We start from the raw sequence: 22,806 nt of genomic DNA, 5'->3' as shown, positions 1-22,806 counted from the left end.
AAGGGTCTAATTTACGTTTAATGGTAGCATAGCACTTTTGTTGCCATAAACATCGCTAACATTGATTTGTATATCGTTTCGTAACTGCTTTTTGGTCAGTTGAAATTGATAGCATCCTTCCATATCACTCTCCGAAAGATATTGTTTTCCAACGAGTTGGTGTTTTTCTTTTTTAGATGTATAAAGATTTAGAAATCGCGGGATTTCATCTGTATGGTTGATGCAGATAGTCAAAATTTGTTCGTTCAACTGAACGGATTTGATGGCCGGTAATTGAACTTCTCGAACAACTTTGTTGAGTGGTCCTGGGTTTTCGGCAGGCAAACGATAATACTTCTTTTGAAGCTTCTCATTTACTTTTTCATGCTGACCTATCAATGATTTGGCACTAAAGAAAATATTTCCATCAATGTGGTCCAATTCCCGGGCAAAGTTCAACTGTTTTGGAATCTCATTATTTTTGTCCCAAGCCTTGTCGGCGTTGTTCTTTATTTTGTAGGTGCCATTTCCGATGTATAGATTGGTGTTGGGTGTGTGCTGGTCCCACCAAGATGTTATGATCTTATGGGATGCCACCGGATAGTCCATGCTCCAATAAACTTGTGGGGCCAAATAATCCAGCCAGCCTTCTTGGACCCAAAGTACAGGGTCGGCAAATAGATCTTCGTAGGTGGTTTGTCCCGCTTTGGTATCGGAACCCATAGCGTCGGTGCTTTTGTTTTTCCAGACTCCAAAAGGACTGATTCCAAATTGAACCCACGGCTTGTGCTTTTTTATGGTTTTATGGACATCCTGTACCAGGGAATCCACATTGCTACGGCGCCAATCTTCCAATGTTTGATCGGGCAAACCGTATTTGGAATAGGTTGCTGCATCATCAAAAATTTCACCTTCTACTTTGTAGGGATAGAAATAATCATCAAAATGGATGGCGTCCACTTCGTAAAGCGTTACCAGTTCCTCAATAATTTTATTGAATTTTTCCCTGACTGCTGGTATCCCAGGATTGTAATAATTCTTTTTCCCGTATTGTATGATCCAATCGGGGTGTTGGTAATAATCGTGCTTTTGGGAAAGTAAAGAAGTGTCCGGGCTAACCGTGGCCCTGTACGGATTGAGCCAAGCGTGGAACTCCATGCCGCGCTTGTGCGTTTCTTCTATCATCCATTTCAATGGTTCGTCGAATCCCTGTGGAGCAGTTCCTTCCTCTCCTGACAAGTATCTTGACCAAGGTGCCAAATCGGTAGGGTAGAGGGCGTCTCCCGCGGTGCGTACCTGTACGATGGCCGCGTTAAAATTCATATTTTGATAGAAGTCAAGGATTTCGATGAAATCCCTTTTTTTCTTGGAAACATCGTCATTGGGATGTTTGGGCCAGTCAATATTGGCCACTGTAGCTATCCACACGCCCCTAAACTCTTTTTTTGGCGCTTTTACGGTAGCGCAGGAAAACAAAAAAATAAGGGGGAGAATGTAAACAAATCGACGCATATATATGATAAAAAAAGGCCTACGTATGCACTAAATGTAGGCCTTTTAAAGATTAATTAAACAACTAACAACTTAAAAACATTAACCTTTTAGATGGCTGGGTCAGCCGGTGTGTTTGTATTGTTATCTCTTTCAGTGTTAGGATAAGGATAGAAGTTTCTGTTTCGTTCTTCCTCAAAATTTTGGACAGATGGAGTTGGTTCCGGCCTTCCAAATCTTCTACTATCCTCCAAGCTTGCACCTGTCAAGAACAATTCTATTCTCCTATTTTTATAAACTTCGTTCAACAATGCGTTTACTGAAGTGTCTCCTACATATTCAGGTAAATTGGCGTTTACTCCGAACACATCATCTGTGTCGGTCAACACTAAGTTTAAGGCTGTAATGGCCGCGCCAGTATCTGGGGAAGCTTTCCTGAGGTTGGCCTCGGCAATGATCAAGTTCATTTCATCTGGTAGATATAATGGAATTGACTCTGATCCATTCTCTTCATCAAAAAAACCGGCTAGATCCTCGATAGGAAGTTGGTTAAGATTTAATGTGTCCAATGGAATTAAGTAGAACTCGGTCCTACCATCATTTTCGTCGATATCAAATGAATCTGGTAATCCAAAATTATCTCTTGGTTTAAAGTTTGGAGTTCCATTTTGATATACCCTTGCCCAAATAGGATTTAGATTTTGTGAATCGTAGCTGAACACAGAAGTTGATGATTGGTCTACTTCTGCTGCCGCAGCAATGGCAGCATCATAATTGCCAGCGTACAGGTTAAACCTTGCCAACATAGCATCCAAAGTGTTTTCCAAGTCGATTTGTCCTCTCAATATCTCTTCTTCAAATTCTGAAGAAACTGGATTGGCGGCCAACGTATTTTTAGCCTCGTTCAACAAAGTAATGGCAGTGTTAAAACCTTCGATACGTGAAACAAAAGGAGGGTTGTCTTCTGATGTTGCCACAATAACTTGCTCATAACTTTGAGCCATGGCGCCAATACTCATTGCATGGTATAGGTTTGCATAGGCAATCAATCCACTTTGAGTTCCTGGATCAATGTCTATGGTTGCGGCATTTGCTGAAATATCCTCGGCAATACCTATTACTCTGAGCATGGTGGTCCAGAGTCCAATTACATTTGAGTTTGTATTTGGAATATCCCCTCCATCCTCTAGATCGATCATGTTTTGAAAAGTGGTGGTAATACCGGCTTCTCTTGTTGTTATCGCAGGTGTTTCTATAATGTATCGCAAACCTGTTGTGGAATACAGTTCCTGCATTCCAGTGGTTGCAGCCAAGATACCTTCTCTCGAAGAGAAAACCTGATCGCTGGTTGCGGCATTTGGATTATCAAAATCGGTTTCGCAAGATGTAAATGCTAATACGGTTGTTAGCAGAAACATCAGCTTATATGTGTTATATCTGTAAAATTTCATTGTCAATTTTTTTAAGATTAGAAGCTTACGTTAACGCCTAACTGATATGTTCTTGGAATTGGAACGGTTGCGAAATCGAATCCACGTACACCGTTGCTTTGTCCCGCAGCACTAACTTCTGGATCCCATCCTGAGTAATCGTCCCAAGAGAATAGGTTTCTACCGACCAAACTAAACTTGATGTTGTCGATATATTCCCAGCTCGGTTTAAGATTGTAGCTCAATGCTACCTCTCGTAGTTTTACAAAGGATCCATCTTCCACGAATTCTTCAAAAATGTTTGCTTGTGCACTTCCGTAACCTTTAGGACGGTTGCCCAATAACTCTTGTCCAACATTGTATCCACCTCCGAACACTACGTTGTCCAATAATCTTCTGTTCCAGTTGAAAACATCGTAACCTTGTACGGCATCGAACTGTACTCTAAGTCCAAAATCCTTGTAGGTGAACTCATTGATCAAGGAGCCGAACCAATCTGGGTTTGGGTCTCCGATTACCTTAGAGGACTCTCCATCTTCCGTTGTACCTCTGTAAGGATAGCCATCTTCGTCCAATGCAATAGATCCATCCTCGTTTCTTGCGTAGAATTGACGATAGAATACACCAAGTGGTTCACCTTCTATAACATAGTTGGTGGAAAAACTTCCGGCCAAGGTTAATCGACCCCCTCCAGCTACACTGGTCACCTCGTTTTTGTTGGTAGAAAATGTTGCTGTAACATTCCAACTAAAATCGGGTGTTCTTATCGGGGCACCTCTTAAAAGAACCTCAACACCTGTATTTTCCAAGTTGCCAACATTTTCAAATCTGGAGCCAAATCCACTGGATGGCGCCAATACCCTTGGCAAAAGAAGATCGGTTACTTTTTGTTTATAATAAGAGAATTCGATACCTAATCTATTGTCGAACAATCCTGCATCAAAACCTAGTTCAATTTCATCTTGTCTTTCTGGTTTCAAATCTTCGTTACCCTGGGCCGTGGAAGGAATCAAACTTACCGAACCTGTTAAAGCAGATGGATTGTAGATAGAGAACCTGTCAAAGGCTCCCAATGCGGTCAAGTTACCAGCTTGACCCCAAGATGCCCTAAGTTTTAATAGGTTGAACGTACCACCTAGTGATTCCTGCCAAAAATCTTCATCGGAAATTACATAGGATCCACTGGCTTTAAAATACAGCTGGTTGCGCTCGTCCTCACCAAAGGTTGATGCTCCGTCCATACGTACGGCGCCATTCACGTAGATTTTATCGTTAAAAGAGAAGGATTGCTGTAAAAAAGCACCCCAGTAAGAAATTTGAGACCTTGTTTCGCCTTGTTCCAATATACTACCTCCTGTGGCAGTCTGAACAACGGGTGGAAGACCAGTGGCATTAATTCCTACACGATCACGCTCTTCATACTGCCATGACCCGCCTAACGTAGAAGTTGATGTAATGGCATCCGTTAAATCCGTGTCGTATGTCACATTAAGGTCAGAGTTGTATTGAAAATTGTTCAAATCAGCCCTTCTTGCATATCCATCAGGGTTTGGGGATGTGTTTCCAATTGGGATATAAGCTGTCGCAGACTGATTGTAGTAATCCATACCCAAAGTATATTTCGCACTCAAATGCTCATTAAAGTTGGCATCCAAAGCAATACTTGTGATAAAACGATTGGTTTTTTGGCCAAAATCAAATCGGGCCACGGCCTCGGCAGGATTTGTTCTTGGAACTGCAGGAGAAGTTATAGGATAAACTCCGGATTCATCTGGTGAGGGATTTATTGAGTTATCGCTGAAAACAAAGCCTGTAATCGCGCCATATGCATTGTTGATACCACCATTTGGCACATCTTTGCTTACACTTCTTATAAAGTTGAAACCACCTGTAATATCTAGCCAATCAAATGCTTTTTGAGTCAAGTTGGCTTTGAAACCATATCTCTTAAAGTTGGTGTTTTCGACAATACCTTCATTGTCCAAGTGAGAAGCGGACAGGTAATAAGATGTTTTTTCTGAACCACCTGTCATAGATAAGTAGTTTTCTATTCCGAAACCTGTATCAAAGAAAGAATCTTGAAGGTTGTAGCGTTCTACTTCGTAAGTAGCTAAGTTGGTTCTGTCACCGGGAACCTCCCACGCCAATGGTACGGTATTGTAATCAATCTCTTTTCTTAGTTCGTTTACCCTAACATTGGTCATAAAGGAGAATTTTGGTTCGCCGCTTCTACCTTGTTTTGTAAAGATCTGTACCACACCATTACTTGCCCGGGAACCATATATTGCAGCAGCAGCAGCACCTTTTATCACCTCAATTTTCTCGATGTCGTTGGGGTTGATGTCCGCCAAACGGTTTTGGGCATTACCCCCAAGGTCTACAAGTTCGTTACTGCTATTACTGATAATGATTCCATCCACAATATAAAGTGGGTCGGAGTTACCTGCTATGGTACTCGGACCCCTTAAACGGATACTGATACCACCGGCAGGGTCACCCGAGTTCTGTTGAACCAAGGCACCCGTGATTTTACCGGCAATGGCTTGGTCAATTTGCGTGGCACCATTGTCGGTAAGCTCTTCGGCCTTGACCGAGGAAATAGCGTTACCCAATGCCCTTTTGTTGGCTCCGGATCCCGTACCTGTAACGACTACTTCATCAAGACTCAAAAGGTCTTCTGCAAGTGCTATGTCATTGGTTATTGTGGTGCTTCCGCCAGCATTAACGGATACCTTCTGAGTGGTAAAACCTAGCGAACTGAATACTAAGTTGTACGAACCGGAGTCCAAAGTAGCTGTAAAGCTGTAGTTACCATCAAAATCGGTTACTGTACCGAAAGATGTGTTTTCAACAAAAACCGATGCGCCTGCCAGTGGCAGATTTGTGCCGGTTTCAGTAATGGTTCCCGTAAAGGTATATTGGCTCTGGCCAAACGCGGAAAGCGTAGAAACCATAAGCGCGAACAAAACCAATCGGAACCTCAATCCAAGATAATCATGAAGTTTTCGCATAAAATGAGTAGTTTAATTTAATTGAGTTTAGTTTGAAAAGAGTAGATTTTGCGAGTTTAAAAATGATAGCGCACAAAGCCTTCCATGGCTTCATACTCTGCCATACCGAGCGAGTTATATCGGTTGGCTGTTTCTTTATTTCTTTGTTCTGCACGTTGCCAGAACTCCCTTTCATCGTTTCCAGGGAACATGGCACTGTCTTTTTGTGACTGGTGCTTAAAAATAGCGTTGATTTTTCTGGACATATCCTTTGGCCCTATCGGCACGGCCATTTCCATATCGGCGATGTCCCATTCCTGCCAAGCTCCGCGGTACAACCATACGTAGCAGTTCCTGATCCACTCCACTCTATCTTCTTTTAATCTTTCCAGCGCTTTGAATATGATTTGAAGACATACTCTGTGCGTTCCATGCGGGTCGGATAAATCTCCTGCGGCAAAAATTTGATGCGGTTTAAGCTTGTTCAAGAGGTCATAGGTTATTTGAACATCTTCATCCGAAAGAGGTTTTTTTCTAACCGCACCCGTTTCGTAGAAAGGAAGATTTTGAAAGTGCGCGTTATCTTCTGGTACGCCACAGTACCTACAAGCGGCCAATGCTTCTCCTTTTCTAATGAGTCCCTTGAATTGCTGTACTTCTGGACTGTCAAGCTCCCCAGGCTTTTTATTGGCCAAAAATTCGCGAACTTCTTTAAATTTCTTTCTAAGTTCTTTGTTTTCTTTTTGGATGTCCGTGGCAAAATCCAAGAAGCGGATTACTTCGTCATCAAACACGGCAATGTTCCCCGAGGTTTGATAAGCCACGTGTACATCGTGTCCTTGGTCTACCAACCTTAGTAAAGTTCCTCCCATGGAAATGACGTCATCATCGGGGTGAGGACTAAAAATCAACGAGGTTTTCGGGTGAGGCTGAGCTCTTTCGGGTCTTTGACTATCGTCTGCATTGGGTTTACCTCCTGGCCAACCTGTTATTGTGTGTTGTAATTGATTGAAAACCTGAAGGTTGATTTGTTCGGCCGAGCCTATTTCAGCAATTAAATTACCCATGCCGTATTCATTGTAATCCTCGTTGGTCAATTTAAGGATTGCTTTGTTCAGTTTTTCTGATAACCAAATAGTGGCGGTCTTGATGAGCTTTTCATTCCAATCACATTCCGTTGCCAACCAAGGTGTTTTGATTCTTGTTAATGAAGAAGCGGCGGCTTCATCCAAAACAAAATCACAATTTTCATGATGCTGAAGGAATGTTGCAGGTACGGATTCTTTGATTTCTCCTTCAACTGCTTGCTGGATAATATTGGACTTACCTTCGCCCCAGGCCATCAAAATGATTTTGCGGGCATTCATAATAGTTCCTACCCCCATGGTGATGGCTCTCTTGGGAACGTTCTCTTCGCCAAAAAAGTCGCTTGCGGCATCCAATCGTGTTACCCTGTCCAAACGAATCAAACGAGTTTTGCTGCTCAAGGTAGAACCCGGTTCGTTAAAACCAATGTGTCCGGTTCTACCGATACCCAACACCTGAATATCGATGCCACCAACATTCTTGATTTTTTCTTCGTAGTCCTCACAGTACTTTCTCACTTCCTCCATGGAAAGGTTTCCATCGGGAATATGGATGTTGTGTGGCTCTATGTCAATATGATCGAACAAGTGTTCGTTCATAAATCGTACATAACTGTGGATGGAGTCGGGTTCCATTGGAAAGTACTCGTCCAAGTTAAAAGTGATCACATTTTTGAAGCTCAGTCTTCCTTCTTTATGGAATTGGACCAAGTAATCATAAACCTTTACAGGCGTGGAGCCTGTTGCCAAACCTAAAACAGCTTTGGTTCCCTGTTCTTGTTTTTGCTTGATTAAGCTTGCAATTTCGTTGGCAACTGACAACGAAGCTTCATCTGAATCCCCATGAATAATAGTGTGGATTTTTTCAAATCTTAATTCTTCCTGATAAGGCTGGTACATAAGAAAATTTATAATGTTCTAGCAAAATGCTGAAAAGTTAATTCCAAATATATGCAAAAAACTGCAAATAATGCAACTAACTGCTATTTTTGATAATAAGTCATTGAATTCTGCAATTTTTTGCTGTATTTTGCTGTTCTTGTTCGGAGCTTTAATATTTATTTAACTTTAACCCACTATATGTTAAAGGAAGAAAGGCAACAGTTTATACTCAACGAGGTGGGAATCCATAATAGGATTCTTTTGACCGACGTAGCTGATCAGCTTAATGTCTCGGTCGATACCATACGTAGGGATATCAAAGAATTACATAGTGCCAAGCAGTTGAAAAAGGTTCACGGTGGGGCGGTTTCCTTAGGGTTTAATAATTATAATCCGACCGGCAAGAAGATTTATTCTTTGGATAAAAAGTCCCAGATTGCGGAGAAAGCCTTGAGTTTGATTAAAGATGGACAGGTTATTTTGTTGAGCGGGGGTACGACCAATTTGGAATTGGCCAGAAAATTGCCGCCAAAAATGAAGCTGACCTGTTTTACTCCAAGCCTGCCCATTGCGGTGCAGTTATTGGGAAAAAGCAACATAGAGGTTATTTTTATTGGAGGTCGTTTATCTAAGGATTCCCAGATAACAATTGGAGGTAGTGCCATTAATATGCTGTCTGAAATAAAGGTTGATATTTGTTTTTTGGGGACCAACTCCATTCATCCTACGGAAGGTTTAACAGAATTTGATTGGGAGATTGTCCAAATGAAAAAGGCGATGATCCATAGTTCCAGAAAAGTGGTTTCTCCATGTATTTCAGAAAAAATAGGCTCCCTGCAGCGTTATAAAATATGTGGGGTAGAGGAGGTTGATGTAATGATTACAGAACTGGATCCTTGGGACGCAAAATTAGAGGCATTCAAAAATTTGAACATACAAATACTATAAAGTAGTGGTAGAGAAACATATCAAGATTACTGAGGAACCATCCAATTATGATCGATTGGATGAAATGGATACTTTGGATATCGTGACCAATATCAACAATGAAGACAAGAAAATAGCGGATGCTGTTGAGTTGGTGCTCCCTCAAGTGGCAAAAGTGGTTGATGAAATGGCCAAACGTTTTGAAAAAGGGGGCAGGCTATTTTATATTGGTGCAGGTACAAGTGGAAGACTTGGGATACTTGATGCCTCTGAGATTCCGCCAACCTTCGGAATGCCCTACGATAAGGTGGTTGGACTTATTGCAGGAGGGGACCAAGCTATTCGCAAAGCAGTGGAAAATGCAGAAGATGACACGGCACAAGCTTGGAAAGACCTCCAGGAATACAGTATCAATGAAAATGATGTTCTGGTGGGTATCGCTGCTTCTGGCACCACTCCTTATGTTCTTGGCGGGGTTGCTGACGCCAAAGCCCATGGAATTTTAACAGTGGGAATTACCAACAATCCGGGTTCACCATTGGCTCAATCCACCGATATTCCCATTGAAGTGAACGTGGGGCCCGAGTTCTTGACCGGTAGCACCCGCATGAAAAGTGGTACCAGCCAAAAATTGGTGCTCAACATGATTTCCACAGCCCTTATGATTCGAGTAGGTAGGGTAAAAGGAAATAAAATGGTGAATATGCAACTTAGCAACACCAAATTAGTGGATAGAGGAACCCGCTATATTATGGAGGAGCTTGGTCTTGATTATAAAGATGCTGAAAAAGCGTTAATGAAATATGGCTCGGTGAAGTTAGCGGTAGACGCACTCAAAAAGTAACCCATTTATTTAGGAACCAAACGATAAATGCCTTGGCCCTCTACGCTAACGTAGATAAAACCGTCTGGGGCTTGGCGCACATTGCGGACCCTTCCTATGCCATCCAGTAGCTTTTCCCGGTATATTATTTTGTCGTTCTTTAGTTCTAATCGTTCCAAATATTGAAATGCCAAAGAGCCGACCAGTAAGCTGCCTTTCCATTTTGGATACTTATCCGATGTAACGAATGTCATTCCAGATGGGGCAATGGAAGGCGTCCATTGATATAATGGTTGTTCCATGCCCGGTTTGGAGGTTTCATCGGTGATTTTTGTACCACTATAGTTGATACCGTAAGTAACAACGGGCCACCCGTAATTTTTTCCTTTTTGAATAATATTAATTTCATACCCGCCCCTTGGACCATGCTCGTGTTCCCACAAGACCCCTGTTTCCGGATGCAATGCCAGGCCCTGAGGATTTCGGTGTCCATAGCTCCATATGGCCTGTTTTGCACCTTTTTCATTAACAAACGGATTGTCTTTGGGAATGCTGCCATCATCATGTAACCGATAAATTTTACCGCCATCCCGGGTAATATCTTGTGGATTCACATCTCTGTTGCCTCTTTCTCCAATGGAAAAGTACAGGTATCCCTTTTGGTCAAATTCAATTCTTGATCCAAAGTGTTGTCCTCTGGTTGAGTTGGGGCTTGCTTTGTAAAGTTGCTGAATGTCTACCAGCTTGGTATTGGCTAATTTCGCCCTCATTATGGCTGTATGGCCTCCCTTATCATCACCTTCGGTTGAGGCATAGGAGAAATATATCCATCCATTTTTACCGTAGTTTGGATGTAGTTCAATATCCATTAAACCGCCTTGTCCTCTATTGTAAACTTTTGGAGGATTTTCAATTTCCACGGTTATGTCAGATTTATATAAAAGTAGCCGTCCGGATTTGTCGGATGTTAAAATAGCACCATCGGGCAAGAAAACCATACCCCATCCGTTCTGAATACCATCAACTACCAATTCCTTAGTAAAATCAAGGGTTTTTGGCGTATTGATGTCTTTGTCACGGGTTTGTGCGCACGATGTACCTAGCAGTACAACGAAAAAAATGGGAAATAAGAGACTATTTTGCATAATTTTACGTTGAAATAACAGATTTTATGGATAAACGGCATTTTTTATGTCGTTCCAGAAAAGATAAAGAGAAATTTTATAAGAACAGAAAATTACTATTAAAGAGTGTTGAGATCCCAAATCTGAATATTCTTCTTAACAAGACTTAACCTATGCTCCCACAAAAAACAAGGCATTTATTATATGCCGTGTTGTTGGTGTTCATTTCAATCTTCGGTTCTACAGTATTAGCAAAAACTCATGTTGCTCGGGCTATAGTAAATATGGTTTCCAAAACAACAGAGGCCGATACCCAAGAAAAGAATCTAGATGCAACCTCAAAAAATGCGTCCAACGAAGAAAGAGAGCTGTTCGCAACGACCGTAATGTTTGCTACCATAATCAATGGTGCCAATCAAGAGGTTACCTGCCCCAATGATGGGAGCACGGTGGCCAAGTTCTTTTTGTGCGGTACTAGCGATACTAGAACACTTACGCTAAGTCAGTCGGGGAGTTCTTACCAATGGCAGCAATTAGATCCAAATAGTTGTGCACCTACTGTGGTGGAAGATTGTCCTACTATTAATAATGCCTGTACATGGAATACAGTTGGTACTGGAGCTACCTTTAACCTGGCCACTGCAGGGGAATTTCGAGTACGAGTAAATTCTGGTCAATATTATTACTTCAAATCAACACTTAACCCGTTGAATCCTCAACTTATCAAGGAAGATATCGTTTGTGGGAGCCCGGGAAGAGTGGAGGTTACGAATGTTCCCGCAGGTTACGAATACAGTTTGAACAGTCAAGCAGGGCCTTACCAAGATGACCCGTTTTTTGATATTACGGCCCCTGGGGATTATCGTGTTTATGTTCGATTGAAAAATGTTTCCGAAACCGCCTGCGTTTTTCCATCAAATATGTTGAGGGTTGAAGATTTGGATATCAATGTAGATGTTACTACGCATGATATTTTATGTAGCGGAGAATTGGGGAGCATAGACGTGGCCGTGTCGGGAGTTCCTGGTTTTTATACTTATAGATTGGTGAAAAACGGTGTTACCGTGGACACTTTTGGTCCCAACGGTTCAGATACTTATACTTTTGCCAATGTAAGTCCCGGCACTTACAACATTCGTGTAGAAACCAATAACTGTTCTGAAATGGTTACTACCGATATTGATGGCGACCCAATCGTAATAGGAGGAGGAATAAGCCCATTGGCGGTTTCAGCTACTGCATCCGACAGTTTTGGATGCGGCGCAACATCTGTAAATGTTAATGTGTCTACCGCCGGAGGTACCGCACCTTATCGATTTAGTGTGGATGGAGGGCCCTTTGGTGCAACTTATTCCAGTACATCAAGCTTTTCCGTTTCAACTGCTGGAACCTACAATATTTTGGTTGAAGATGCGAACGGATGTCAACGGACTGCTGCTGTAGATGTTGAAAATATTCCGCCACCAGTATTCAATTTTACGGAAGAAGATGCCAATTGTGGTGGCGCCAACGACGGTAGGGTAACCGTAAACGTAACCAGCGGATTCGGTTATGAAATTACGTACAGCATTAATAATGGAAGTAGTTTTCAGATAAGCAATGTGTTTTCAAACTTGGCACCGGGTACTTACGATTTGGTGCTGAGGTATGAGCAAGATTCTTTTACCTGTACAACCACGCCCCAAACAGTAACTATAGGAACGCCATCTACCATATTGGCATCGGCTGTACCAGATAGTTTCCCGGATTGTACCGATGAAAATGGAGGACAAATAACCATTTCTGGAGTTTCCGGGGGAACGGCACCATATGAATATAGTATTGGAGCCGGTTTTGGAAGCAACAATGTGTTTCCAAATTTGGGTGTGGGAACGTATACCCCCATGGTTCGAGATGCAAACGGATGTGTGCAAACCTTACCGGATATTCCTTTTAACACCTTGAACAAGCCAACGGATATTGATTTCAGTATCTCCAGCTTGGATTGTATCACCACTACGGCCTCTTTGGATTTGAGCGTAACGGGTGGTTCGGGCACTTATACCTATGAAATTATATCTCCATCAGCCAGTGCCGTAAACAATGGGAACAATAATACGTTTGCAGGTTTGGGATTAGGAACTTATACTTTTAGGGTGACCGATGATGAGGGGTGTTCTTATGAAGAAAACTATGCCATTACCGATATCAGTTCTATAGGAGTGCAGGGCCAACAGACCCGAGTGGTTACCTGCGTTGGCGATTCCGACGGAGAGGGAAGGTTTCTGGTAGATGGATTCAACTCTACTTATAGTTATAGTATTGATGGCGGACCGGTTTCCACAAGTCAAACCAATAGCATTATAGCATTGACAGGGTTGGCTGCCGGAAGCTACGTGATTTCGGTGACCGATGAAGAAACCAATTGTACCGATACGGCCACATTGGTGATAGAAGAACCATCCACAGCTTTCAGTATCTCCGGTTTGGATGTTACTGCAATGAGCTGCCAAAATGCAAATACAGGTGCTGTACGGGTTAATACCGTTGGGGGATGGGGAGGTAATCGATATACGTTGACCCAGCCCGATGGTTCCACAAGAGGACCAAAGAACGGGAGTACCTTCTCCAATCTTTCACAAGAAGGAACCTATCAAGTTAGTGTGACCGATGCCAACGGATGTACCGTTACCGATAGTTTTACATTGACTCGTTTGGATGCTCCGACCCTTACATTGGATATGGGAGCTTCTGATTTTTGTTATGACAACTTTACAGCAGCTACCCTTGTGGTAAATGCTTCGGGCGGATTGGCACCTTACCAATATCGAATCAACAATGGTGTATTGGGGGCAAGCAATAGTTTTGCGGGCCTTACACCAGGAACCTATACCATTGAGGTGGTGGACGCCAACGATTGTAGGGATACTATAACCGCCACTATCGAACCTCAATTAATGGCGAGTGCCACAACTATTCAAGAGCTGGATTGTGCAGGACCTCCTGGTCAAATACAGGTAAACATTAGCAATGGATACACCTCATCAGGCGATTATGGTACTTATGAAGTGAGCATCAACGGTGCTCCATATACTACGGATAATAACAACATTACAGGAAATTCCTTTGTGTACAGTATTCCGAATGATGGTTCTATTATTTCTGATACTACCTTTCAATTTACTATTACCGATGCACGAGGCTGTACCACGGAAACCAATACCGTGACAATTTCGCCACCTGAGACCATTGCAGGTAGTGTGGTGGGAACAGACACACAATGTGGGGATGATACAAGTGGTATTGTGGAATTGATTCCGGATACCACCCAAGGAATCCCTCCCTATGAATACAGTAATGATGGAGGGACAACCTTTGGCAGCCAGAACATATTTTCAGGATATGGAGCGGGAACACATACCGGTTTTGTAATTCGCGATAGCAGAGGATGTATCAGCCCGATATACGATGTAACCATAGGTTCCAGTGCCCCATTGGAAGTCACAGCCACGCCTACGGATGCCGTTTGCTCATCAATATTTAATCAAGTTTATGGATCTATTGAAGCGAATATAGCTTCTGGTGGTGCAGCACCTTATGATTATGTGTTGGTAGATGAATTTGGTGGAACCGTAAGTTCATCTACAGGAACCACAAATACAACTGTGAATTTTCCTAACCTACCACTAGGGAACTATACCGTGGTAGTAACCAATGCTCTTGGGTGCGAGGACCGCGTTCAGGTGGTTATCGACCAAAATCAATTGGATTTGACACCTATTAATGCAGAACCAACCATATGTTCTGATACTTCATTCCCATATCGTGTTCAGGCCAGTGGGGGGACCGACCCTTATGAATTTAGACTTGTGGGAGACCCGACATGGACACTTGGAGAGGGCCCTAACAACGATATTTTTGATGTAACCGGTCAAGTGGTTCCAGGAGTCACTTATTTTGTAGAGGTAAGGGATGCTAACGGCTGTACCTATATTGAAGAAATTGACCCCATCGGTCCAACTAACCCTGTTGCGGTAACCGCAACATCATTGGCGGCTTCGTGTAACGTAGCGGGCAGCGGTTCCATTGACTATGAGGTCTCTGGAATTTCGGCACCGGGCAATTTTACCGTGACCGTCGAGAATACGGATACTGGGGCAACCGTTTCAACAGATACATTTACTGGTGAAACCATACCGTACAATGGAACGGTAACAGGGTTGGCTCCCGGAAACTATCAAATCATTGTTACCGACGACACCAACGGATGTAGTGGAAGTACTTTAGCTTTCATCGATATCAGTTCCGTCTCCATAGCCATCGACAATTTTGTGGAAGCTACCTGTAATGCAGGAGCTTTGGTTACGGTAAGAGGCTTTGGAAGCACGGAACCATACAGTTATGCCTATGTGCCAAATGGAGGTGCAGCACCATCCACATTTACATCGGAAACTACTTTTGAAGTTCCAGGACCATACCCTGCAGCTTACGATTTTTATGCACAGGATGCCAATGGCTGTACCGCCATGACCACACTTACAGTGACCCAAGAAGCAGGCGTTCCCGACCCCGTAATCGACGTGGTAAATCAATGTACCGCCACAAGTGGGTATCAAATCAATATTGTTTCTCCACTTACAACGGGTCCGGAGCCAGAAAATACTTTTCAATATGATCTTGGAAGCGGTTTCCAATCAAGTACGTCATTTGTTGTTCCTAATCCGGGAAGCTATGTGATCACCGTAAGGGACGGGAACGGATGTACGAACACGGTAACAGCAGAGGTATTTGATTTCTTCGCGATTTCAGCAGATGCAACATCGTATCCCACTTGTAATGCGGGTGATGGTGTAATTACCGTGAATACCACGGGGGGTAGTGGTAATTTTAGGTATCAATTAAGGGATGCCGCTACACTAACGGATATAGGGCTGCCTCAATCCAATAATGTGTTCAATAATGTAGATCCCGGGGATTACAATATCTTGGTGACGGATTTGGATTCAAATACAAGTCCTTTATGTTCCGATGAAGCTGAGGTGATTGTCTCCACAGTGGATACACCTGCTATTACCGCCACACCAAAAAGCGATATCACCTGTTTTGGAGCTGATGATGGAACCATTTCTGTGGAATTGGACCCGTTAACCGCTACCGATACCCCGATAAACTATGTATTGTACCAAGGTTCAACATCAACAATTGTGGCAGGACCGCAATTAACCAATCTTTTTGATAATTTACCACAAGGAACCTATCAAGTTGAGGTAGTTTCCGATAGGGGATGTACCGATCGTTCAGGGGATATCATAATAGACGAACCTACGCAAGTTCAGATTAATGCGGTCAATACCGAGTTCAGTTGTAATCCATCGAGCAACCAATTTAGTACGGCAACCATCACAATATACACCGATACCAATGGTGACGGAACAGGAGCGGCTACCGGGTCGGGGTCGTTCACGTACAGTATGAATGATGGAACCCCACAATTTGATGGAACCAATTTTCAAACAAGCAACACTTTTGAAGTAATCGATAATGGAACCAATCAGACCATTGTCCTTGCCGCAAGGGATCAAAACGGATGTGAAATTACCGATACGGTAAACATCAACACTCCTACAGATATTACTTTCAGCTACAATGTGAATCCGATTACCTGTGATGCATCAGGAAGTGGCGTAAGCGCAGGTTCCATTGATATCATAGTAAACGAGGGTCCTGGAGATTATGAAGTGCAGATACTGCCCTTGGGCTCCGAACCTGCCCGTAGTTCAGGAGGAAGTGATAGGGTCACTTGGGATATTGCTACGCCCGGCAACTACATTTTTGCGGTTACCGATGTGGGAAGTGGCGGATGTACTTATTTGACGGCTACCGTCAATATGCCAGAGTATAATACTATTGAAGCTGTTATCGCCGAAGTGGAACCGGTAATGTGTTTCAATGGTTCGGATGGCGTCATCAGTTTGGATATCAATAATTATAATGGTCAATATAATTATGAAGTGTTCACCCGAGATAATTCTGGGGTAGAGACTTCTACGGGCATAACCGGTACTTTCGATACCAATTCACCTATCAACACTCCAGAGCGTATTGAAAATGTTCCTGCAGGCAACTTGGTAGTGCGTATAGAAGCTTTGGATTCACCATATTGTGATACCGTCAGCAATGTTACCACGGTACGATCTCCGGATAGGGGGCTCACCGTTGACTTATTGCAAACTTCCCCGGTTACCTGTAATGTGCCTGGTTTGGGAGAGATCACAGCTTCAGGAGATGGAGGATGGGGAACCTACGAATACCAATTGGTTGCTTCCGATGGAACCATTGTGGTAGATTATCCAAACACCAATCCAGTATTCGAAAATCTATCAACCGACACCTATACGGTAAATGTCAGAGACATAGAAGGCTGTGAATCTAGCGGAAACTTATTCTTGCCACCTCCAATAGATATTACAGCGGATATTCGTATTGTGAGTCCGTTGGCCTGTAACAATGATAACGATGCCATAATTGAGGCTTATAACGAAGCAGGTGGTCAAGGACCCGGAAACTATCTATATCAATTAAACAGAATTACGGACGGTACCAATAGTGGTTTACAGACTACCCCTCGTTTTGGTAATTTGTCCGAAGGGGTCTACAGGATTACCATTTTTGATGGCTGGAACTGTAGCGCCCAAACAGATGAGATAACCATTTTAGATCCGGAAATAGTGGTTGCTGAATTGAGGGAGCTTCAACCGCCTGGTTGTGGGAATCTAGGTTTAATGGAACTTAGAGTGACCAATCCAGAACCGGGAGTCAATTATTCTTACCGAAGAGCGGGAACAAGTGATGTATTTGTTGATTTCGGAGCAGGTGTGACAAGTGTTCAAATTTCTGCGGATATTAGTACTGATGCAGGTCCATTCCAATACGAAGTACAAAACGACAATGGGTGTCCTTATGAAACATCCAACTTAGTTTCTTTGGACCCTGCTGCACCATTGGTCATCAACCTAGATTTGACCAATGCAACCATCAACTGTGCAGGTGAAGCCACGGGAATCATTCGTTCCGAAGCTTTTGGTGGGATTGGAAATTATACCTATACCTTGGTCAACTCCAACACGCTGCCTGTGACGGCTTCATCTATTGTACGCCCGACCCAGGATTCAGGGATATTCAGGGAACTTAACCCCGGAACATACTTTGTATATGCTCAGAGTGGTGGATGTGAAGTGATGTCGACCCCGATTGATATTGAACCAAAAGACCCATTGGTGTTGGATTATTTGGAAGCTGTGCCTGTATTGTGTGCAGGGGATATGAACGGACAGATTATTATTGAAGCAAGTGGGGGAACAGGTCAGATAAGATATTCCATCTCCGATACGTTAAGTGAATTCTTCGAAGGTGATGACCCAGCCAATCCAAATAGGAAAACCTTCAATGATTTGGCTCCGAGAACCTATGACATCATTATTCAGGATGATTTAGGTTGTACCATTACCAGAACGGTAGAGATTACACAGCCTATGGAACTTTTGGCTGGAGTTGTGGAAACTACCCCGGAAACCTGTATGGGAGATGGAGACGGTAGCATGATTCTTGAAGTTACCGGAGGAACGGGACCCTATTATACAAGTGTAAATTCTGCGGACGATGCAGACTTTGTACAAAATGATAGTCTGTTCTTCGATAACCTTCAAGGGGGTGAATCCTATGTGGTTTTTGTTCGTGACGCCAATGGTTGCCAGACCAATGTGATTGCTGAAATTGGAATAGGTGTGGATATTGTTGCCGAACCGGTTGTGGAGTATGGTTGTGAGGGTATATTCCCAAATAGTACGGTCACCATAAATATTGCGGATGGTTCCCAATTGTCAAATCTATTGTTCTCTTTGGATGTGGATGACATACAGATGGCTACCAATCAGCGGATTTTTGGTGATTTACCAGCGGGAGGGCACACCGTTTACATTTATCATGCTAACGGATGTGTAACCTTTGTTGAGTTTGAAGTTGAAGCTTATGAGCCACTGACTTTGGAAGCGACCAAAACAGGTCCTGATGAAGTCACGGCTATTGCAACTGGGGGTTTTGGAGGTTATGAGTACTTCTTCCAAGGAGAATCTTTTGGTGAAGAGAATGTCTTTAATATCATACAAGATTCTAATATCACCATTATGGTGCGTGACCAAAATGGTTGTGAGGCCACTCTTGTAATGCCATTTAATTTTGAAGGAATGCCGGAAATGCCCAATTTCTTTACTCCTGACGGTGATAACATGAACGACTATTGGTATCCCGGGAACCGTGAATACTTCCCACATATAGATGTGATTATCTATGACCGCTATGGTAGAGTGGTTGCACATTTGGACCAGGTGAAAAAATGGGACGGAAACTATGATGGAAAACCTCTTCCAACAGGAGACTACTGGTACGTGGTAAATGCAAACGACACTGAAAAACAACGCTTTGTAGGCCACTTTACACTATATAGGGAGTAAGTGGAGGTCCTGTTCTTGAAAAATGACTTCAACAAGGACTAACTTAGCACCAAAAAAGTTTTAGTTGTGCTGGGTGATAGTATCACCAAAATTTATATTTTTGCAATCCCTTTTCGGGATGTGGCGCAGTCTGGTAGCGTACACGCATGGGGTGCGTGTGGTCGCTGGTTCGAATCCAGTCATCCCGACGAACCACTAAATAGGTGGTATCAAAGCACTGTCAACTGACTGATTGACAGTGCTTTTTGTTTTTATTGCATTCAATTGAATTCATTTAAAACCATATAAAAGGTGTAGAGTTCGGTGAATGGTTCGGTACGTTCATTGTGCATAATTTAGATAGCGTTTGACGCTGTTCATGGGTGTTTTGCAAACCTGTTTTGTCAAACCCAAAAGTTATGTATTATGCGCAATTCCAACACTTTAAAAGTACTTCTCTTCACGCGGGACATTTCAAATAATCCCCAAAAGTTGACCATTTATGCCCGTATCACCGTCAATGGGAAGAGGGCAGAAATCAGTCTGAAACGCTATGTTTCGGTGAATGAATGGGACGAAAACAAGGGAAGGCTCCATGGTCTGACCCACAAGGCCCGTTTATTGAACAGCTACCTTGATGAGGTCTATGCTGCAATTATGGACACCCACAAGGTATTGTTGCGGGAAGAAAAGGTAATCACGGCACAGGCCATTAAGGCCCGTTATTTGGGACAGGACGAGCAACATAATACCTTGCTTGAACTTATCGAGTATCATAACAAGACACAAAAGAGTGTGCTTCGCCCCGGAACGATGAAGAACTATTATGGGACCAAAAAGTATCTCCTTCGTTTTTTGGAAACCAAATACAAACTCCCCGACATCCGATTGAAACAATTGAACTATAAGTTCATTACCGATTTTGAACACTATCTATTGAACGGCCCACAACTCCAAAAGGGAAAGAAATGTACCAATAATGGGGCTATGAAACACTTAGAGCGTTTGATGAAAATGATCAAGCTGGGCGTTAAGTTGGAATGGTTGGACAAAGACCCTTTCATTAACTATAAGCTCAGGTTTCATAAAACCGAACGAAGTTACCTTACGGAAAGGGAACTTAGGCTCATTGAAGAAACGGACTTCACTGGGGCAGGCTATGAAAAGGTCAAGGATAGTTTTCTTTTCGCCTGTTATACCGGCCTATCCTATATCGATGTCCGGGAACTTGAAAAGAACCAACTGGTACTTGGTATTGATGGAAACCAATGGATTTATACAAAAAGGGAAAAGACATCGGAAAGTGTAAAACTGCCCCTATTGCCCAAAGCAAAGGAAATCATTGAAAAGTATTGGGACAGTCCAGAGACTGATACCAAAGTGCTCCCTGTACTCTCCAACCAGAAGACAAACAAATATTTAAAGGAAATTGCCAAGGCCTGTGGTATTTACAAAACCATAACCTTTCATTCGGCCAGGCACACTTTTGCAACAACGGTAACCTTGTCCAATGGAGTCCCTATAGAAACCGTTTCAAAAATGCTCGGTCATACCAAACTGTCCACTACCCAAATCTATGCCAGGGTTCTGGAACATAAGATAGGGGAGGACATGCAAAATCTGATAGAACATATGCAGACCAAAAAAGCAGCCGAAGGATGATAAGGCTGTATTCATTCGGTCCCGCTTGCGGGACGTAGGGAATAGCAAGAGGGTGATGCGCAGATTGCGCCATCACGGTTGTTTTCGGGTCTTCAACAAGTTGAAAACCAGTTGATTGAATGGATTTTGGAACATTGTGCAAAAACAGGGGCTACAGTAGACTTTTCCAAAATCTACAGTAAACCCTTTGGGAAGCCCTGTAAACACTGGAAATTTTTGACGAAAAAATTGACGCAAATTCACTAAAAAACAAAATCGCACCTATGGAAAAGCAATCTACAAACGGTAGAACAAAAAAAGGAACCGGTGGTTATTCCAATATTACCGTAAAGAAGGAAACGGCCACTCGTTTTCGGAGCTATTCCAAAAGGTTCGGCAAATCGCATAGTGAGGTGTTGGATGGAATGATACAATACTTTAAGGAGAACAACCTTGACCCTTTTGGGGAGGGAACAAAGATCATCCTTGATGGTATCAAAAAATTGGAGCGTCAGATGATGAAAAAATTTGATAGGCTCATCGCCATTATCAAGAATATGGAAAAGACCAGTATCCGGCCCACCTATGAAATGATGTTGATACTTTATGAGGCCTATGTAAAGGATGGGAGGAAGCCTAAACGTGAACCCGTCAAGATTCAGGAAGAGCGAATGGACTTTTTGGAGCCTAGGAACACCGTTCCAAAAGTGGAGCACGAGAGAATACTCCGTGAATTTGAAGGCTATAAAAAGCGTTGCAATGAAATCCTCAACAGCGTTGAAAAGGTGCAGCCTATTATGGGCAAACCCTATCTCAAGATTAATGTGGACATCGAGGAGTTTGAGAAATTAAAGCACCATTTAAGATAACAGCCATGTACCTTACCATCTCAGCACAGAAAACGGGCAGTACCTATAACTCCAGTGTGGGGAATTATGTGGACTACCTGGAAAAGGAGAACCAAGATAGATTGCCTGAACACAGGCAGGCATTCTTTGACCAAGAAAACGACAGCGTAAGCCCTCAAACGGTCATTGATGAAATAGATGCCAATACGGCAAAACTAAGGCAGAAAGACCCAAAGTTCTATTCCATAGTGGTCAGTCCAAATAAAAGGGAATTGAATGCCATCGGAAAGGACCCAAACCTGTTAAGGGAATACACAAGGAAACTTATGGAGGATTATGCCAAGAGTTTCCATCGCAACCAAGAGGTCAAGGCCGAGAACCTGAAATATTATGCCAAGATAGAACATGAACGCACCTATCGGGGCTTTGACAAACAGGTGCAGGAGAATGCTCCTTATCGAAGGAGGATAGCACGGCTCAGGAACGAGATACGGAAGGTGGAACGGGGCGAATCCATTGGGAATGTCAATGAGCTTGAAAAAAGAATCAAAGAGCAAGAAAGATTGGCCCCGCACAAACAGAACGGACAGCTAGTGGCCGCAGGGATGCAAAAAGAAGGGCCACAGACCCATATCCATATCATAGTCAGTAGAAGGGACATGACGAACACCTATACACTTTCCCCTATGGCCAAGCACAAGGCATCCGAAGTGGAACTGAATGGAAAAACCATCAAGAGGGGATTTGATAGGGACAGCTTTTACCAAGCAGCAGAAAAGACCTTTGACAGGACGACGGGGTTCAAGAGGAACTATGTGGAATCCTATGTTGGGAGAAAGGCTCATGCCAAGGAACCGGGGAAGTTCTTTGCCAAGGTCATGGGATTGCCCACCAAGGAAAAGGAAATGGCCTTCAAACTGCTAAAAACGATGGGTTTAAAGGCACCCAGTATACCGACCAATAAAGTGCAAATGGCAGCCAAGATCATCAAAGCCCTTGGAAGGGGCATTGATAAGGCCAGAGGTGCAGGTGAGGACATGGGCTACTGAAATCCAAGAAGTAGGTTGCGACTTATGAGAGACTGTAAACTGAACTCTGTCTGAAAAAGATTAGAAGTA

Annotated in this window: 11 protein-coding genes and 1 tRNA gene; 7 read left to right on the top strand and 5 right to left on the bottom strand. The window is 43.0% G+C overall.

From position 1 onward, the window contains the following. Positions 1-6: 6 nt before the first annotated feature. The 4 genes from K1F36_RS16340 to nagB all read right to left on the bottom strand — a co-directional run bounded on the left by K1F36_RS16340 (position 7) and on the right by nagB (position 7,875). On the bottom strand, positions 7-1,491 hold the full coding sequence (locus K1F36_RS16340; RefSeq protein ID WP_220114790.1) for a glycoside hydrolase family 10-like protein: 1,485 nt from the start codon (positions 1,489-1,491) through the stop codon (positions 7-9). Between the two features lie 89 nt (positions 1,492-1,580). Then, positions 1,581-2,921 (bottom strand): RagB/SusD family nutrient uptake outer membrane protein, encoded by a 1,341-nt coding sequence (locus tag K1F36_RS16335; RefSeq protein WP_220114789.1) that lies wholly within the window; start codon positions 2,919-2,921, stop codon positions 1,581-1,583. A gap of 17 nt (positions 2,922-2,938) precedes the next feature. Further along, positions 2,939-5,911 (bottom strand): SusC/RagA family TonB-linked outer membrane protein, encoded by a 2,973-nt coding sequence (locus K1F36_RS16330; protein ID WP_220114788.1) that lies wholly within the window; start codon positions 5,909-5,911, stop codon positions 2,939-2,941. A 56-nt stretch (positions 5,912-5,967) separates the two neighbouring features. Then, complete coding sequence (gene nagB / locus K1F36_RS16325) at positions 5,968-7,875, bottom strand: glucosamine-6-phosphate deaminase (protein WP_220114787.1); 1,908 nt, start codon at positions 7,873-7,875, stop codon at positions 5,968-5,970. Positions 7,876-8,055: 180 nt separating this feature from the next. Between nagB and K1F36_RS16320 the strand changes: the two genes are divergently transcribed. Continuing rightward, positions 8,056-8,805 carry a DeoR/GlpR family DNA-binding transcription regulator gene (locus K1F36_RS16320; RefSeq protein ID WP_220114786.1) on the top strand — a complete coding sequence of 250 codons (750 nt, stop codon included), beginning with the start codon at positions 8,056-8,058 and terminating at the stop codon, positions 8,803-8,805. A gap of 4 nt (positions 8,806-8,809) precedes the next feature. Beyond that, positions 8,810-9,628 (top strand): N-acetylmuramic acid 6-phosphate etherase, encoded by an 819-nt coding sequence (gene murQ / locus K1F36_RS16315; RefSeq protein WP_220114785.1) that lies wholly within the window; start codon positions 8,810-8,812, stop codon positions 9,626-9,628. A gap of 5 nt (positions 9,629-9,633) precedes the next feature. On the opposite strand, the gene K1F36_RS16310 is transcribed toward murQ, so the two are convergent. After that, entirely contained in the window at positions 9,634-10,752 is a 1,119-nt protein-coding gene (locus K1F36_RS16310; RefSeq protein ID WP_220114784.1) for a PQQ-dependent sugar dehydrogenase, read from the bottom strand. 263 nt (positions 10,753-11,015) lie between these two features. Between K1F36_RS16310 and K1F36_RS16305 the strand changes: the two genes are divergently transcribed. The 5 genes from K1F36_RS16305 to mobB all read left to right on the top strand — a co-directional run bounded on the left by K1F36_RS16305 (position 11,016) and on the right by mobB (position 22,737). After that, positions 11,016-19,220, top strand: a complete 8,205-nt coding sequence (locus K1F36_RS16305) for a T9SS type B sorting domain-containing protein (RefSeq protein WP_258539120.1) — start codon at positions 11,016-11,018, stop codon at positions 19,218-19,220. Positions 19,221-19,334: 114 nt separating this feature from the next. Beyond that, positions 19,335-19,408, top strand: a tRNA-Pro gene (locus tag K1F36_RS16300). A gap of 217 nt (positions 19,409-19,625) precedes the next feature. Beyond that, a complete protein-coding gene (locus tag K1F36_RS16295; protein WP_220114782.1) occupies positions 19,626-20,861 on the top strand; it encodes a site-specific integrase in 1,236 nt (411 codons plus the stop codon). 263 nt (positions 20,862-21,124) lie between these two features. Further along, positions 21,125-21,709, top strand: a complete 585-nt coding sequence (locus tag K1F36_RS16290) for a BfmA/BtgA family mobilization protein (protein WP_220114781.1) — start codon at positions 21,125-21,127, stop codon at positions 21,707-21,709. 5 nt (positions 21,710-21,714) lie between these two features. After that, positions 21,715-22,737 carry a MobB family relaxase gene (gene mobB / locus K1F36_RS16285; protein WP_220114780.1) on the top strand — a complete coding sequence of 341 codons (1,023 nt, stop codon included), beginning with the start codon at positions 21,715-21,717 and terminating at the stop codon, positions 22,735-22,737. The last annotated feature ends 69 nt before the right edge of the window (positions 22,738-22,806 follow it).

The sequence above is a fragment of the Flagellimonas abyssi genome, assembly GCF_019457905.1.
GTDB classification, from domain to species: domain Bacteria; phylum Bacteroidota; class Bacteroidia; order Flavobacteriales; family Flavobacteriaceae; genus Flagellimonas; species Flagellimonas abyssi.
The sequence above is the reverse complement of the archived record's forward strand: the minus strand, read 5'-3'. Positions and strand labels throughout refer to the sequence as shown.

What these genes read in the sequence shown, in the direction of transcription:
- K1F36_RS16320 (WP_220114786.1), top strand. Translation starts at nt 8,056, where the DNA reads ATGTTAAAGGAAGAAAGGCAACAGTTTATACTCAACGAGGTGGGAATC.
- K1F36_RS16335 (WP_220114789.1), bottom strand. Translation starts at nt 2,921, where the DNA reads ATGAAATTTTACAGATATAACACATATAAGCTGATGTTTCTGCTAACA.
- K1F36_RS16305 (WP_258539120.1), top strand. Translation starts at nt 11,016, where the DNA reads ATGGTTTCCAAAACAACAGAGGCCGATACCCAAGAAAAGAATCTAGAT.
- mobB (WP_220114780.1), top strand. Translation starts at nt 21,715, where the DNA reads ATGTACCTTACCATCTCAGCACAGAAAACGGGCAGTACCTATAACTCC.
- K1F36_RS16330 (WP_220114788.1), bottom strand. Translation starts at nt 5,911, where the DNA reads ATGCGAAAACTTCATGATTATCTTGGATTGAGGTTCCGATTGGTTTTG.
- K1F36_RS16290 (WP_220114781.1), top strand. Translation starts at nt 21,125, where the DNA reads ATGGAAAAGCAATCTACAAACGGTAGAACAAAAAAAGGAACCGGTGGT.
- K1F36_RS16310 (WP_220114784.1), bottom strand. Translation starts at nt 10,752, where the DNA reads ATGCAAAATAGTCTCTTATTTCCCATTTTTTTCGTTGTACTGCTAGGT.
- K1F36_RS16340 (WP_220114790.1), bottom strand. Translation starts at nt 1,491, where the DNA reads ATGCGTCGATTTGTTTACATTCTCCCCCTTATTTTTTTGTTTTCCTGC.
- K1F36_RS16295 (WP_220114782.1), top strand. Translation starts at nt 19,626, where the DNA reads ATGCGCAATTCCAACACTTTAAAAGTACTTCTCTTCACGCGGGACATT.
- nagB (WP_220114787.1), bottom strand. Translation starts at nt 7,875, where the DNA reads ATGTACCAGCCTTATCAGGAAGAATTAAGATTTGAAAAAATCCACACT.